This is a genomic window from Caproiciproducens galactitolivorans, from assembly GCF_029266045.1.
In the GTDB taxonomy this organism is placed as follows: domain Bacteria; phylum Bacillota; class Clostridia; order Oscillospirales; family Acutalibacteraceae; genus Caproiciproducens; species Caproiciproducens galactitolivorans.
In genome coordinates this window covers 117,486-132,762 of record NZ_JAJUFJ010000003.1, presented here as the reverse complement: position 1 = coordinate 132,762, position 15,277 = coordinate 117,486, and the positions used below count along the sequence as shown (strand labels likewise).

The window sequence follows — 15,277 nt, the reverse complement described above, 5'->3', positions numbered from 1 at the left end:
GGCATCTTTTGGAAATGCCGCAAATATAAAGTGAACCTTATTGACATCGAAACGCAAATTGATATATCATAAAAAACACATGAACGGATGGGAAGTCGGAAGGATATGCTGGGAACAATTGTAAACGCGCTTGCAGTAGTGGCAGGAACCGCCTTGGGGCTGGTTTTAAAAAGCGGAATCCGGGAAAACTATCGGGAAACCATTATGAATGCGATTGCCCTTTCGGTGCTGCTGATCGGCATTATGAGTGCGGTGAAAGCCAATAATCTGCTCCTGCTGATTACCTGCATGGCCATGGGCAGCATAATCGGGGAAGCGCTGAAAATTGAGGACAGGCTTGAGGGCCTTGGCAAAATAATAGAGCGCCGGATCTCCCGTTCGGACGGCGGGGTCGCGAAAGCCTTTGTAACCGCCAGCCTGATTTTCTGTGTCGGCTCCATGTCAATTGTCGGTTCCATCGAAAGCGGCCTTACTGGAAACCATCAGATGCTTTTCGCAAAATCAATACTAGACGGAATCTGTGCCGTCTTCCTCACGTCGTCGCTGGGCGTTGGCGTGATTTTTTCCGCCGCCGTAATCCTGCTCTATCAGGGAACAATCACCCTTTTGGCTTCGTCCTTAAAATCGCTCCTGACAGCGGAAATGATCCGTGAAATTACTGCAATCGGCGGCGTTTTAATCATAGCGATCAGCTTGAACATGCTGAAAATCAAAAAAATAAAGGTCGGCAATATGCTGCCGGCCCTTTTCATTCCTTTTCTCTATTTTATTGTAAAGAAACTGATTGGAATGTAGGATTCCACTACTCTTCGATATAAACTGCGTCTGCACATCGCAGGCGCAGCAATATTCTTTAGAAACTATCCCATCAGCATTTGGTTTTGAAAACCTCGTCCTGATAGACGTCCGAAACGGAATGATCCGGATAATAGCACAAAATCATGCCGTTGCTCTTGCTGACGATAATCGACGGACCGACCGTTCTGTTGTGATCGGAAATTTCGAATTGGTAGTATTGATCGCCGCCATAGGAAAGGTTTTCGTTCATTAACTCCAACCGATATTGATTATAATTCAAGCGGATCGTATTTTTAATTACGCTCTCGGCCTCTTCCAGGTCAATATTCTGTACAGTCAGCGTCGGCTGAAGCTCCGCAGACTGTTCCTTTGTGGAACCGGCTTTGGTGCAGGCGGCCGGAATCAATAAGAAAAGCGTCAAAACGATCAGAACCGTAACCTTCTTGATCTTCATTGAAATCCCACCCCTGTTCATCACTTTTTCTATCTTAATCATAGCCCGGGCACAACGGGAAATCAAGAAAAGCAACAGAACTGTAAGGGGTTGCTACAAAACTGTAAACGGTGCGCCGGACTTGCAGTTTCAGAAGAAAACGGACAACCGGATAACTTCAAAAAGCGGTCGGCTGTCAAGTAAAAAAAGAGGAATAAACATGAAACAAAAAAGAAATTATCCGAAAGCCATTTTGACCCGAAAAGCGGAAAACAGCATTCTGGCCGGCCATCCATGGGTATATAATACCGAAATTTTAAAAATCGAGGGCGCATATCAGAACGGTGAACTCATCGATGTATTCAATACCCGGGAAAAATACCTGGGCACAGGATTCATTAACGACCATTCCAAAATCCGAATCCGCCTGCTTTCCCGGAACGCGAACGATGTTTTCGACGAAGCCTTTTTCGAGCGCCGCCTGCGGTACGCCTGGAACTACCGCAAAACGGTTATGGGGAACGATTTGTCCTGCTGCCGCATAATTTTCGGTGAAGCGGATCAATTTCCCGGGCTTACGGTGGATCGTTTTAACAACATACTGGTTACGCAGACGCTCTCCCTTGGAATGGAAAAATTGAAACCGATTCTCTTTCCGCTGCTTTGCAAAATCCTTGCGGAAGACGGACAAACCATCGACGGCGTGTATGAGCGAAATGATGTTACGATCCGCGAACTGGAAGGCATGGAGCAAAACAAGGGCTTTTATCCGATTCTCGGATTGCCGCAGCCGGAATCCACGCAAACAACGATTCTTGAAAACGGGATCGAATACAGCGTGGACTTTGAAAACGGGCAGAAAACCGGATTTTTCCTCGACCAGAAATACAACCGCAAAGCGGTCGCGCAGCTTAGCCGCGGAAAAAAAGTACTGGACTGCTTTACACACACCGGTTCCTTCGCGCTGAACGCGGCAAAGGGCGGCGCCGAACGCGTCCACGCCGTGGATATCTCGGAAGACGCCATCACCATGGCACAGGAAAACGCAAAGCGGAACGGCCTTCAGGAAATAATAACCTTTCAAACCGCAAATGTATTCGACCTCATTCCGGAGCTGCCCTGCGGCGCGAAGGACGGTTACGATTTCATCATATTGGATCCTCCCGCCTTTACAAAATCTCGCCATACCGTTGTTCACGCGATAAAGGGCTACAAGGAAATCAATCTGCGCGCAATGAAGGTGCTGCCGCGCGGAGGATATCTGGCAACCTGCTCCTGCTCCCACTTTATGACCGACGAGCTTTTCCGCAGCATGCTCCGAAGCGCAGCGTTCGATGCGCATGTGTCGCTGAAACAGATCGAAGCCCGCCAGCAGGCCCCCGACCACCCCATTCTGTGGAACGTGCCGGAAACAAGCTATCTGAAATTTTATATCTTCCAAATCGTATAATGGAAATCCTGCGGCAGCCTGCCGCATAATTTTTTTAATTCTACTTAACGTCACTTCCCAACAGTCCGTACCATGCCCTGTATCGGAAGTATTTCCCGAACTGCGCAGGTTCGATCTTTACTTTTAAGATTAAGGACGGCGCACAGGAAGCAAGGAATTTTATTGACCGTCTTCAGATTTTCTCCCTGCTCGCCAATGTGGCCGACGTCAAATCGCTGGTCATCCATCCGGCGAGCGCCACGCACTCCCAGATGACGGAAAATGAATTGCTCCAGTCCGGTATTAAACCGAACACCATCCGCCTTTCCATCGGTACCGAGCATATCGACAATTTGCTTTATGACCATTATCGTAAATACAACGTATTAAAAAAAGGGGCCTGCTATTACAGGCTCCCGTTTTATTTCAGCCTTCCGGCTTTACATGTACGTCTAACTGGTTATAGGGGATATTCATTTCCGCCTCGTCGAATGCAAGCTTTACCTTCTCCTGCATATCGAAATAGAGGGCGGAAAAATCCTCTGTCTTACACCAAACCCGAACTTCTATGGTAATGGAACTGTCTTTATGTTCGCCCACGGCCACAAGCGGAGCGGGTTCTTTCAGCACCAGCGGATTGTCCGCAATCACTTTTGCAAGCAGCTCTTTCGTCTTCGCAATATCGGCGTCGTAGCCGATGCCGTAATGCAGATCCAGCCTGCGCGTCGGCATGGCGGAGTAATTGGTAATGACGCTGGCGGTGATTTTAGAATTTGGAATCACAACCACTTTATTATCAGACGTCCTAAGCGAAGTAAACATAATTTCAATCCGCTCAACCGTTCCTTCCTCCTTGTCGAACGCAAGGTAATCGCCGACGCGGAAGGGGTGGGTAAAAATAATCTGCGCCCCGCTGGCAATATTCGACATACTGTCTTTCATTGCTAAACCAATGGTCAGACCCGCAGCGCCAAGGGCCGCGATAATAGAATTCACGTTCATGCCGAGCTGCGCCGCAGCCGTAATGCAGACGATAATTTTCAAAAGCGATTTGCTTAGCGAGCACAAAAAGGTTGCAATACCTGTGTCCGCTATCGAACGCTGCATCGCCCGGAACATCAGATGAACCAGCTTGTTGCTGAGCCACCAGCCGATTCCCAAAATCAACAGGGCGCCTATTATTTTTGGCAGGCCGGCTTCTAGCGCCGTCAGTAGCTGCTGCCAGTACTTCTCAAAATGGAATGCCATAAAATACCTCCAGATCAACCGTCTTTCGACTAGCCATTATGTATTTTCCTATATTATAGACTGTTTTCACAAAATCACAAGAAAAATAGGGAAAACCTAACTGCACAGGATAATTTTACATAGAGTTTCCCAAAAAAATTTACCGCCGTCCAAAAGGGGCGGCGGTTATTTCCTTTTATGTAGTTTCTTCGCCGGTCCCATAAAATTTCACAAGCAGCTGCGCGTAAAAGGCGGCAAGAACCTGCTGGAAGAGCGTTCCGATCATCACCGGGAACATTACTTCCGCAGGGAAATATGCGGCGGCGATCACGGCGCCCGCACTAATATTGCGCATCCCGCAGGCGTAGGTCATCGAGACAATTAACTCCCGCTTCCGTCTTAGCAAAAGCGCACAGGCCCAGCCGATAGCATAGCCCGATGCCGCGATAACCAGCATCGCACCGGTAACGGCAAAAAGGAAGCAGTTCATATGCTTGATAAACGGCGCAACCTTAGAGGAATTTACGGCAACAACGATCATCAGCGCAATTTTCCCAAATGGCGCAAGCTTTGGGGAAAGCGTCTGTTTCAAAGTGCCTCCGCTGAACTGATTCAGCGCCATAGCGAGAACCGCCGGCACGGCAACCATCAGCAGCAGTTCCTCCATCATCGCTGCCGTATTAACCTGAACATTGGAACCGACAAAATGATGCAGGCTGAACGGGACAAGGAACGGCGCCAGAAGCGTATCAATCAGAATAATCGACAGCGTAAACGGAACGCTTCCGCGGTAAATGGAAACCCACATCGAGCTGACAACCGCGTTGGGAACGACAAACTCCAAAACCATTCCCGTAACGGCATAAGGATGCCCTGGAAAGAGCAGGCTTCCGGCTATATTCGCCAGCAAGGGGACAACCAAATGAATAACGAACAGGGAAACAATCAGCGGCACCGGGTGATGGAACACACGCTTCAAATCGCCGAACCGGGAACCTAAGCTGCCGCAGAACGTCATGAACGCAAAGACATATGGAACGATAAACAGAACGTGGCTGAGCGAATCCGCAAAAAGGACACCGATAAGCAGGCACGCGGGTGTAACGAACGCCATCCGCTTTTCTATGAATTTATTAAAGGAATTCAGAAAGCGCACCGTCCATCCCCCCGTTCGCCAATGAATTCTAAAGAGACTTCCATCGTGCATCAACTTCTTCCAAATTCCGCAAGAACCAATCCCTCATTGTGTTCCTGCGCCCATCGGATGCTCCACTCATTGGCAAAGATCAAGAGGTGATGCCCACGTAAGTCTTGAATCCGCTTGGTGTCGGATGTAAGGTTCAGGGTTTTCAGGTCAAGATCGCTGTTTTCAATCCAACGGATATACTGATACGGCAGGCCTTCCATGCGGATATCTACATTGTATTCATTTTTCAATCTGTATTCCAGTACGTCAAACTGAAGGGTTCCGACAACGCCGACAATCACTTCTTCCATGCCGCCGCCCAGCTCCTGAAAAATCTGAATCGCGCCTTCCTGCGCGATCTGGGTCATTCCCTTCACAAATTGCTTGCGCTTCATGGTATCAACCTGCTGCACGCGGGAGAAATGCTCCGGGGCAAACGTGGGGATACCACCGAACAAAAACTTTTTGGAGGAGGAGCACAGGGTGTCCCCGATGGAAAAGATACCGGGGTCGAAAACGCCGATAATGTCGCCCGCATAAGCTTCGTCGATGACCTCGCGATCTTGTGCCATCAGTTGCTGCGGCTGCAAAAGCTTCATCTTTTTTCCGCCCTGCATATGATAAACTTCTAGGCTCCTGTCGAATTTTCCCGAGCAAATACGCATAAAAGCGATGCGGTCGCGGTGGGCCTTATTCATATTCGCCTGAATTTTAAATACAAAAGCGGAAAACTCTTTGTCAAACGGGTCAATCAGCCCTATATCCGAATCCCTCGGCAGCGGGGATGTGGTCATATTCAAAAATTCTTCAAGGAATGGTTCGACTCCGAAATTGGTCAGCGCCGACCCGAAAAACACGGGAGAAAGTTTTCCGCTGCGGACGGCTTCCAGATCGAATTCGTACCCTGCGCCGTCCAACAGCAGGATATCATCCTCGAGGGTGCTGCGGTGATCCTCCCCGATCAGGGTATTCAGCCGCTCGTCGGTAATATCCACTTTTGTGGCCTCTACCTCGTGTTGGCCGTTGTTCGCCTTAAAGGCGATAATTTCCTTCTTGTTTCGGTCGTAAACACCTTTAAATTCCTTGCCGGAACCAATCGGCCAGTTCATCGGGAAGGTTTGGATCCCCAGTTCCTTTTCGATTTCCTCCATAAGGTCGAACGGATCCCGCGCTTCGCGGTCCATTTTATTGATAAAAGTGAAGATCGGAATATTGCGAAGCGTGCAAACTTTAAAAAGCTTGCGGGTCTGCTTTTCAACACCCTTGGAGGCGTCAATCACCATGACCGCAGAATCAGCGGCCATGAGGGTACGATAGGTGTCTTCCGAGAAATCCTCATGCCCCGGCGTATCCAATATATTGATGCAAAAGCCCTGATAATTAAACTGCATAACGGAGGAAGTAACCGATATTCCTCTTTGCTTTTCAATTTCCATCCAGTCGGAAACCGCGTGCTTTGCCGTTTTCTTTCCTTTTACGGAACCGGCAAGCGAAATCGCGCCACCGTAGAGTAAAAGCTTTTCTGTTAAGGTCGTTTTCCCCGCATCCGGGTGAGAGATTATCGCAAAGGTTCTCCTTCGTTTTATTTCATCCACGTAACTTGCCAAAATTCTTCCTCCAGCCAGTAAAAAATACACTTGTTCATTTTAAAACATTTGCCCAAAATAATCAAATATATTTTTTACCTTCTTTTTTCTAAATTTAAATTATTTTAAAGCGGTAATTTATTCCAACAAAATGAAAGTTTTCACCTTATCTTGGAAGCTAAATACCAAAAAAATCAATAAAACCGGCATTTTTTGACTTTCCAAAACACATTTATTTGTTTTTCAATAAGAATTTATACACTTTTGTCGCCTGGTGCATTTTAGTGCACATACTTGACATAAATAGGTTTTAAAAATATAATTGAAAACGAATAGTCCTACTGTTCAATGCAATATTGCTTTTAGGACTCGAGAAGAATATAGCATGGATACGAATAACTTAGTGGGGAACCGAAAATATGTTGCACAAACGAAAACAAATGGAGGAAAATTCATGAAAAAAAAGCTGATCTCTCTCGTACTAATGCTCGCAATTATTGCATCGTTCAGCGTAACTGCTTTTGCGACCGATGTGAGCGGATCCTTGGGAACCCTGAAATTGGACAAAACGAAGCTTGCCTTAGGGGTTGGCGACATCGCAACGCTCACAGCATCCGAATCCGGCTGCATCATGAGCGACGCTACCTGGACTTCCAGCGATGAAAGCGTTGCAACCGTAAGCGGCGGTGTAGTCACGGGCGTAAAGCTGGGAAGGGCAACCATTACCGCTACTGCAACCGACGGTCAGAAAGCTTCCTGCGTCGTACATGTCGCCTTAAAGGGAATCGACGTTTCCGCTTGGCAGAAATCCATCAACTGGACGGAAGTGAAAAACAGCGGCGTTCAGTTTGCGATTATCCGCACAGGCTACGGCAGCGAACAATGGGAAAAGCAGACCGACGCCTATTTCAAACAGAACTACGACGGCGCGACGGCGAACGGCATTAAAGTCGGCGTTTACCATTTCAGCTATGCGACAACCACAGCCGCAGCCGCAGAAGAAGCCAGAATGTGCCTCAGCATTTTAAACGGGCGCCATTTGGACTATCCGGTCTTTTACGATATTGAATATCAGGGACAGCGCACGCTGTCCAGAGAACAGCTTACAAGCATTGCCGTCACTTTCTGCTCCGCCATTGAAAATGCAGGATATAAAGCGGGAATTTACAGCTCCCCGAGTTTCTTTAATTCAAACTTATCCAGCCCCGAGTTGGACAGCTACGACAAATGGGTTGCAAACTGGGGCGTAGACGTTGCAAAATACGATAAACCCTACACCATGTGGCAATATGGTTCCGGGAATGTTCCTGGCATTACGACCGGCGTCGTTGACCTTGATTATTCCTATGTGGACTATTCAGCCAACGGCCAGAACACCACACCAGTTGATCCGACGAATCCGAATCTGAGCGGAGACGGAGATGATGTGCTAATCTCCGACACCACATGGGATTACACATTCGGCACCAACGATACATATTATTATAAGATTACAACGACCCGTTCTTCCCCGCCGCCGGCGGTTTCTTCCAACCCCTCCGCAGTTACCGTTGCATTCAGCAAAAAACTCCCGGACGGCTATCTCTACAAAATCACGAACGTCGGTGAGGGCTCGGCATTGATTACGACCGGAACGGGCACAACTTCCGTTGCGTTCACGGCACATGGGCGTGCAAAATCGGTTCTTTCCGATACGACAATGTCGTTTACTATGAAACCCGGAAAAACATATCAGTTCAAATTTACCCCGATTGGGACAAGCGAAAAACCGTACTTTACAACCGGAAACGGCAGCGTATTAAAACAGGTTTCTCTTGTAAAATCCGGTAACAGCTATTATTATAAGATTCAGGCGGTCAAAGCCGGATGTACCGGCGTTTATTCCACGCTCTCCGGTCAGAGCCCTGTGCGGCATTGTGTCATTACGGTAGCTTGATATACTTAAATATAAGATAAGGCGGCGGAAAATTTCCGCCGCCATTTTTATTATTTTTTAAAGAAACGTTCAATTTCTATTTCAGCATTTTCAATGGAATCGGAAGCATGGATCAGGTTTTCCTGCGTGTTGAACGCATAATCCCCGCGAATTGTACCTGCTTGCGCATCCTCAAATTTTGTTGCGCCTACAATTTTACGCATCCCCAATACAGCGTTTTCCCCTTCCACAATCATTGCCAGCACCGGTCCGGAAACCATGTATTCCACAATACTGGGGAAAAAAGGTTTATCTGCAAGATGCGCGTAATGCTCCCTTAATATCGCTTCGTCAAGCTGCATCATTTTTGCATCGGCAATTATGTAACCCTTTTCTTCGATCCTTGTTATGATTTTTCCGGCTAATTTCCTTTTTAAAGCGTCCGGCTTCAGCATGACATATGTTCTTTCCATTTAAATCCTCCTCCTTATTTTGGGATTTATTTTAATAATAGCATATTGTGTATTGGAATAAAAGCACAAAAGGCTGAATTTTTTATTTTATTGAAGCGAACACTAACGCCGGAGGTGGTAATATTGGATCTGCCATTGGGTTTTGGAATGGCGCTTGCCCAGAATGAAAAAGCAATGGAGTACTTTGCAGCGCTTCCCAAAGCAAAGCAGCAGGAAATTCTGGAGCATACGCACGAAGTGCGCTCAAACCGGGAAATGCATGATTTTGTAGCAAATCTGGCAAACAAATATTAACATTCATAATCGATCGCGCGAAGCATAAGATAATAGCGTGCAGGGCAAATATCGTATTTGAAAAAACGTGCCGAATGTGCATGGATATTCACCCTGTTAGGGCGGGGCTCAAACCTCGCCCGGTCTTACATAACTTTTTTACATGGGGGCGGCTTTCTCTTTTGTGTGTTTCGCCTTTCCTTGGATTTCCGGTACGGGCTTCACATCGTTTTTCGGGATATGCATTTTATGATTACTTTCCGTGCCGTGCGGATCCTTCGGATCCGGGCGCCTCATTCCTGCCTTTGCCATACTGCTGCCTCCTTACACGTCGTTATTTTTAATGGATTGTTTCTTCGCATTCCGGTTTTTATTTTGATTTTCCCTTGTAATGGGCGTCTGTCCGTTTGCCTTCTTGATCCGGCTGATTTTATTATCCGGCTGGCTATCCTTTGGCATTGCAATCACCTCCGAGCTTATTATGCGCGGACGGAATTGCCTTATGCATATTCATTCCGGATTCCGTCCGCAAACAGCCTTACTTACTTTTTAAGTCCTTCAGCGTCGGATTGCTAATCAGTTTACCGTCCTTGGTATATCTGGAACCATGGCAGGGGCAGTCCCATGTTTCTTCATCCGGATTCCAGTATACCCGGCAGCCTAAATGCGCGCATTTGCGCTTTGGCGGGGAAAACAAACCCGCGGTAAGGCCAGCCACCGACTGACCCGCGTCGGTGAAAAGGTTTTTTGCGGAGGCAGACGCATGAAAACGCTGCGGGGAAAAAACCTCCGCGTTTTTATGCGTGCGCCCACAAATTTTATCGCTGAGAATCATGGCGGCTACCATCGAAGTTGTCATGCCCCATTTTTTAAACCCGGTCGCCACAAACAGATTCGGAGTGGAAGAACTGTATTTGCCGATATAAGGTATGTTATCCCATGACACGCAATCCTGTGCGGACCAATGGAAAACCTCGCAGCTGTTCGGATAATATTTTTTTGCGAATGCACGCAGTTTTTCATAGCTGCTTGTTCCCGGATGCTTGCCGGAACGATGTCCTCCGCCGCCAATCAGCAGCAGCCCTGCATAGCTGCGGAAAGAATAACCGTCCGGATCTGCGTCGATATACATTCCGTTCGGATCTTCCGCATTTTCCAGCGCGATAACATAGGAACGGTCCTGATGCATACGCGCAAAATACCAGCCCGGAACATTGATGAAGGGGAAATGGGTCGCAATAACAATCTTATCCGCCGTCACCCTGCCGCGATTTGTAACAATGCTATCCCCGCGCACGATCAACGCTTTCGTGTTTTCATATATCTCCAAATCCTTTGAAATGGCCTGTATAAATTTAAGCGGATGAAACTGCGCCTGATTGGAAAATTTCACCGCCGCCTTCACTTCAAACGGCAATCCTGTGGATGTTGTAAACTCCGCGGGAATTCCAAGACTGAGCGCAGCATTCGTCTCGGCCACAATGTCTTCCATCCGGTTAAGGGAATACACAAACGCGGGCTTTGTTTCCCAATCGCAGTCAATGTCGTTTTCCGAAATGATGCTTCGATACATTTCAATGGCTTTCTGGTTTGCATCGGCGTATTGCTTTGCCTGTTCCTCTCCAATGTTCTGTATCAAGCTGTTGTAAATCAGATTATGCTGTATGGTAACTTTTGCCGTTGTATTTTTTGTTACGCCGCTTGCTGTCTCCGCCGCTTCCAGCACCGCAACCTTCATCCCTTCCTTTTGCAGCAGGTACGCCGTAAGAAGCCCTGCCATTCCCGCCCCGATCACGACTGTTTCTACAACCATATCGTCTTTCAGCGAATCCCTTTTCGGCAGGCTGCAGCTTTCGCTCCAAATCGATTTCATAGAATATCCCTCCCCTGTTAAGATTTACAAAATTTTATATGATATACCAAGCTATACAAAAAAGCATCCGGTTCAAAATTCACCCGGATGCTTTTTCATAGTATTCCTAATATTCAACTTGGCTGGCTTCGCCCATTATTGTGCGCTGCCTTCCGGATTTGCCTTCGCGGAAAGCAGCGGAAGGCGAACCATAAAATTGCTTCCCTTCCCGATTTCGCTTTCCACGCCGACTTCCCCACCGTAAAGGGCGGCGAGGTGCTTCACAATCGAAAGTCCAAGCCCCGTCCCGCCAATTTCGCGGGAACGGCTTGTGTCTACACGGTAAAAGCGTTCGAACAGCCGGTCAAAATGCTCCGGCGCAATACCTATTCCGGTATCCTTTACGCTGATAACCGCGGTTTGTTTCTGCCGGCGGAGCGTAACCGTCACGCTCCCGCCCGGTTTGTTGTATTTAATCGCGTTCTCTATCAAGTTTCCGAAAAGCTGCTGCAGCCTTGTGGGCGACGCGGAAACGAATAGGGAACGGTCGACATCCAGAACAAGCGCTACATTGCTTTTTTGCGCCATCGGGAGAAGGCGGTCCACACACTGCTTGAGTTCCTCCGCCAGATTGCAGGAGCAGACGCTCGGGTCTTCCCTGGCATTTTCAATTTGGGACAGCGCCAGCATATCGTCAATCAAACGGCGCAGCCTTTCCGTTTCAATATCCAGCACATCGTAGAAATAGCGGCGGGTTCCCTCGTCGCGATCCGCGCTTTTTAAAAGCTCGATGCTCCCGCTAATGGACGTCAACGGTGTTTTCAGTTCATGCGTAACATTTGCGACAAATTCGCTTCGCATCTGCTCCAGCTTATGCATCAGGGTCACATCTGTAATAACAGCTAGCGCGGACTCTTGCTCCTGCCCGGCAATGGGGGAAACATAAACGGTAAACTGTTTGTCCCCCGGGCTTACCATAATCGTTTCCTTTTCAGCTTTTGAGGAATCCATCGCCTGTTTCATTAACCCGGCAATTTTCCCAATTAAAAGGCTGCCCTCAAAGGTTGAGCCCTCTTTAAAGCTCAACCGATCCAAAAGCTTCCGGGCACTATGATTCAGAAAAAGAATCTGGTTTTCCTTATTCACGGCAAGCACGCCATCGTCCATTCCTTGAAGCACGCCTTCCAGCTGGTTTTGCTTGGCCGTAAGCTGCGAGAAAGCGGCTTCGGTGTTTTCCGCCATCCTGTTAAAGGAACAGGCAAGCTCACCGATCTCATCCTTATAATTTCCCTTTACGCGGCTGGAATAATCCCCTTCGGAAATCCGTTTCGCCGATTCTGTCAGGCGGTTCAGCGGTTCTGCCATGCGACAGACCAAGATTCCTGTCACCAGGAAAACGATTGCAATTCCAAAAAGCATGCTCAGCGCCGCGATCGTCCAAAGCTTTTCAAGAATGTCGTCCAGATCCCTCGTCGGCAGCGCCGCACGAATGAAAAACTGATCCGGAACATACAGTGCTTCATAGTAATACTGCTCATTCAAGCTTGTGCTGACGCGCGTATCGTAGCCCCGCCCCTTTTCCCTTGCCTGAAGGATTTCGGGGCGGTTGCTGTGGTTTTGGTTGATTTCCGTATCCGCGCTGTCGCCGGTAACCTTCCCGTTCAGATCGATAATGCTAATGCGCATTTCCTGATCGGACTGCTTGAGCTGAACGCCCACCGCCGTTGCGGCGGCCTCAGGGTTCCGCCGGATTTCCTCTGTCTGCGTGGACAGAATGCTGAGAGCGGTGTCGAGCCGCCTTGTGAACTCTTTGTAATACTGCTGTTGAATCTCGAATCCCGCCAGCAAAAACGCCGCGGCAAACCCCACTATGATGATCGCCGCATTGCTGAGCATCAGCTTCTTTTTCATAGCTGCCTCCGCTTAATCCGGTTCGGTAAATTTATAGCCGACCCCGCGCACCGTATAAATGTAGCTAGGACTGTCCGGGTTATCCTCGATTTTCTGGCGCAGGTAACGGATATGTACGTCCACCGTGCGGGTATCGCCATAATATTCCGTACCCCAAACCTTGTCGAGCAGGATATTGCGCGTCAAAACCTTCCCGCTGTTTTTCATCAGCATCACCAGAAGATCGAATTCCTTCAGCGTCAGTTCAATGGGCCTGCCGTCTTTTTTAACCGTATGGCGCAGAATATCCACACTGAGGTTTCCCTTCGTAATCGACAGCTCCGGCGCAGCAGCCACCGGCCGCGCCGTCCTGCGCAGGACGGCGCGGACACGGGCGCACAGTTCTTTCACGCTGAACGGTTTTACAATATAATCGTCCGCCCCGATTTCAAGCCCTAGCACACGGTCAATTTCGGCTCCCCGCGCCGTCAGCATCAGAATCGGAATATTCCGTGTGGCGGAATCCTCCCGTAAAGCCCGGCAAACCGCCAGCCCATCAGGATGCGGCATCATCCAGTCTAAAATAATCGCGTCCGGCCGCCGCTGTTTTACGGCGTTCAGCAGTTCCGTCCCGTCGGCGAACGCAGCGGTTTCAAACCCGCTGTCCTTTAACCCGATTGCGACCAACGTCCGGATATTCATTTCATCATCCGCTATATAAATAAGTGCCATTCGTATCCCCTACATTTCTTTTGTATTCAAATCGGGATGGACTCCTGTTTCCATATAGATGACCCATTCGGCGATATTGGTAGCATGGTCGGCCATACGCTCCACGTATTTTGAAATAAAAAGCAAATCCACTTCGCGCATTACGTTGCTCGGATTTTCCGTAATAATTCCGCAAACCTCCAGGATAATTTTCGCAAACATGGAATCCACATTATCGTCGCTGAGGCAGACCTCCCGCGCGGCTTCCACGTCGCGGCTGAGAAAAACGTCCATCGCACTGCGGAACATTGCCCGCGCGGCCTCCATCATCTGTACCACATGGCTAATGGCGAGGCTGTTGGTGTTCAGTTCCCCAATCGTCAAGATTTCACAGATATCCGCGCACTGGTCGGCTTCGCGCTCAATATCGGTAAGGATTTTCAGGCAGGCTGCGATCACCCGTAGGTCGGACGCCAGCGGCTGCTGCAGCGCAATCAGGTTCATACACAATTTTTCAATATTGTGCTCCATCTGGTCAATTTCATTGTCGCTGCCCGCGACATCCGCCGCCTTTTTCAAATCCATTGTGCGCAGCGCGGCGATTGTTTCCTCGATACGCTGGTCAACGGCATTTCCCATATTGGTCATCTGCGAAATGAGGTTCGCAATTTCCCTGTCAAAAATTTTTCTGGGCATAGGAATCCCTCCTTTTATTATACAGGGTTATTTCTGAAATAGCTATAAGAAATCAACCGAAACGCCCGGTAATATAGCGTTCCGTACGTTCGTCCTTCGGATTGTTGAACATCGTAAGCGTATCCGTATATTCCACAATCTGACCAAGAAGAAAAAATGCGGTACGATCGGCAATGCGTGCGGCCTGCTGCATATTGTGGGTTACGATGATCACCGTATATTTTTCACGGAGATCGTCCATTAAGTCCTCTATTTTCAGCGTGGAAACCGGGTCGAGCGCACTAGTCGGCTCATCCATCAGAAGAATATCTGGCTCCACAGCCAGCGCGCGCGCAATGCACAGGCGCTGCTGCTGCCCGCCCGAAAGTCCAAGCGCGGATTTTTTCAGCCGATCCTTCACTTCGTCCCACAGCGCGGCGCTTCTCAAGGATTTTTCCACGATTTCATCCAACGCCTGTTTAGATTTTATCCCGTGAATGCGCGGGCCGTAAGCAATATTATCGTACAGCGACATGGGGAACGGATTCGGCTTCTGAAACACCATGCCTGCGCGCTTCCTCAGTAAAGTCACATCCGTACGCGGGTCGTAAATATCCTCTCCGTCAATTTTTACGGTTCCTGTAATTTTGCAGTTTTCCACCAGATCATTCATACGGTTCAACGTTTTCAGACAGGTAGATTTTCCGCAGCCGGAAGGGCCGATAAAAGCCGTAATCCGATTTTTGGGAATTTCCATAGAGATTCCCTTTAATGCTTGAAAATCGCCGTAATATAAATTTAAATCCTCTATCACAATTTTACTTTCCAT

Annotated in this window: 16 protein-coding genes and 1 pseudogene; 5 read left to right on the top strand and 12 right to left on the bottom strand. The window is 48.5% G+C overall.

What is annotated here, in order from left to right; genetic code table 11:
* Positions 1–105: 105 nt before the first annotated feature.
* Positions 106–795, top strand: coding sequence for a DUF554 domain-containing protein (locus P9B68_RS04085; RefSeq protein WP_135659768.1), 690 nt, complete (start codon positions 106–108; stop codon positions 793–795).
* Between the two features lie 73 nt (positions 796–868).
* On the opposite strand, the gene P9B68_RS04080 is transcribed toward P9B68_RS04085, so the two are convergent.
* Positions 869–1,252 carry a hypothetical protein gene (locus tag P9B68_RS04080; RefSeq protein ID WP_135659770.1) on the bottom strand — a complete coding sequence of 128 codons (384 nt, stop codon included), beginning with the start codon at positions 1,250–1,252 and terminating at the stop codon, positions 869–871.
* 199 nt (positions 1,253–1,451) lie between these two features.
* Here P9B68_RS04080 and P9B68_RS04075 point away from each other — a divergent pair, with 199 nt between their 5' ends.
* Both P9B68_RS04075 and P9B68_RS04070 read left to right on the top strand, forming a co-directional pair.
* Entirely contained in the window at positions 1,452–2,681 is a 1,230-nt protein-coding gene (locus tag P9B68_RS04075; RefSeq protein WP_135659772.1) for a class I SAM-dependent rRNA methyltransferase, read from the top strand.
* 50 nt (positions 2,682–2,731) lie between these two features.
* Positions 2,732–3,025: pseudogene (locus tag P9B68_RS04070) on the top strand (PLP-dependent transferase); the annotation flags it as partial.
* A gap of 61 nt (positions 3,026–3,086) precedes the next feature.
* Here P9B68_RS04070 and P9B68_RS04065 read toward each other — a convergent pair.
* The 3 genes from P9B68_RS04065 to P9B68_RS04055 form a co-directional block, all read right to left on the bottom strand.
* Positions 3,087–3,908, bottom strand: coding sequence for a mechanosensitive ion channel family protein (locus tag P9B68_RS04065; RefSeq protein ID WP_135659774.1), 822 nt, complete (start codon positions 3,906–3,908; stop codon positions 3,087–3,089).
* Positions 3,909–4,083: 175 nt separating this feature from the next.
* Positions 4,084–5,043 carry a bile acid:sodium symporter family protein gene (locus P9B68_RS04060; protein ID WP_243112996.1) on the bottom strand — a complete coding sequence of 320 codons (960 nt, stop codon included), beginning with the start codon at positions 5,041–5,043 and terminating at the stop codon, positions 4,084–4,086.
* Between the two features lie 50 nt (positions 5,044–5,093).
* Complete coding sequence (locus P9B68_RS04055) at positions 5,094–6,680, bottom strand: peptide chain release factor 3 (protein WP_135659778.1); 1,587 nt, start codon at positions 6,678–6,680, stop codon at positions 5,094–5,096.
* A gap of 433 nt (positions 6,681–7,113) precedes the next feature.
* Here P9B68_RS04055 and P9B68_RS04050 point away from each other — a divergent pair, with 433 nt between their 5' ends.
* Complete coding sequence (locus P9B68_RS04050; RefSeq protein ID WP_167875190.1) at positions 7,114–8,595, top strand: GH25 family lysozyme; 1,482 nt, start codon at positions 7,114–7,116, stop codon at positions 8,593–8,595.
* Positions 8,596–8,645: 50 nt separating this feature from the next.
* Here the strand turns inward: P9B68_RS04050 and ndk are convergent, their stop codons facing one another.
* On the bottom strand, positions 8,646–9,047 hold the full coding sequence (ndk, locus tag P9B68_RS04045; RefSeq protein ID WP_135659782.1) for a nucleoside-diphosphate kinase: 402 nt from the start codon (positions 9,045–9,047) through the stop codon (positions 8,646–8,648).
* 123 nt (positions 9,048–9,170) lie between these two features.
* Between ndk and P9B68_RS04040 the strand changes: the two genes are divergently transcribed.
* Positions 9,171–9,341, top strand: a complete 171-nt coding sequence (locus tag P9B68_RS04040; RefSeq protein WP_207669568.1) for a YdeI/OmpD-associated family protein — start codon at positions 9,171–9,173, stop codon at positions 9,339–9,341.
* A 138-nt stretch (positions 9,342–9,479) separates the two neighbouring features.
* Here P9B68_RS04040 and P9B68_RS04035 read toward each other — a convergent pair whose 3' ends face one another.
* The 7 genes from P9B68_RS04035 to pstB all read right to left on the bottom strand — a co-directional run bounded on the left by P9B68_RS04035 (position 9,480) and on the right by pstB (position 15,277).
* Positions 9,480–9,632 carry a hypothetical protein gene (locus tag P9B68_RS04035; RefSeq protein WP_167875191.1) on the bottom strand — a complete coding sequence of 51 codons (153 nt, stop codon included), beginning with the start codon at positions 9,630–9,632 and terminating at the stop codon, positions 9,480–9,482.
* Positions 9,633–9,644: 12 nt separating this feature from the next.
* Positions 9,645–9,779 carry a hypothetical protein gene (locus tag P9B68_RS04030; protein WP_277668496.1) on the bottom strand — a complete coding sequence of 45 codons (135 nt, stop codon included), beginning with the start codon at positions 9,777–9,779 and terminating at the stop codon, positions 9,645–9,647.
* A gap of 79 nt (positions 9,780–9,858) precedes the next feature.
* A complete protein-coding gene (locus P9B68_RS04025) occupies positions 9,859–11,193 on the bottom strand; it encodes an FAD-dependent oxidoreductase (protein ID WP_277668495.1) in 1,335 nt (444 codons plus the stop codon).
* Positions 11,194–11,328: 135 nt separating this feature from the next.
* Positions 11,329–13,083, bottom strand: coding sequence for an ATP-binding protein (locus tag P9B68_RS04020; protein ID WP_277668494.1), 1,755 nt, complete (start codon positions 13,081–13,083; stop codon positions 11,329–11,331).
* Positions 13,084–13,095: 12 nt separating this feature from the next.
* The gene (locus tag P9B68_RS04015; RefSeq protein ID WP_135659787.1) at positions 13,096–13,794 is read right to left on the bottom strand and encodes a response regulator transcription factor; all 699 of its coding nucleotides are present in this window, start codon (positions 13,792–13,794) and stop codon (positions 13,096–13,098) included.
* Positions 13,795–13,803: 9 nt separating this feature from the next.
* On the bottom strand, positions 13,804–14,469 hold the full coding sequence (gene phoU / locus P9B68_RS04010; RefSeq protein ID WP_277668493.1) for a phosphate signaling complex protein PhoU: 666 nt from the start codon (positions 14,467–14,469) through the stop codon (positions 13,804–13,806).
* Between the two features lie 52 nt (positions 14,470–14,521).
* Positions 14,522–15,277 carry a phosphate ABC transporter ATP-binding protein PstB gene (gene pstB, locus P9B68_RS04005; RefSeq protein WP_135659791.1) on the bottom strand — a complete coding sequence of 252 codons (756 nt, stop codon included), beginning with the start codon at positions 15,275–15,277 and terminating at the stop codon, positions 14,522–14,524.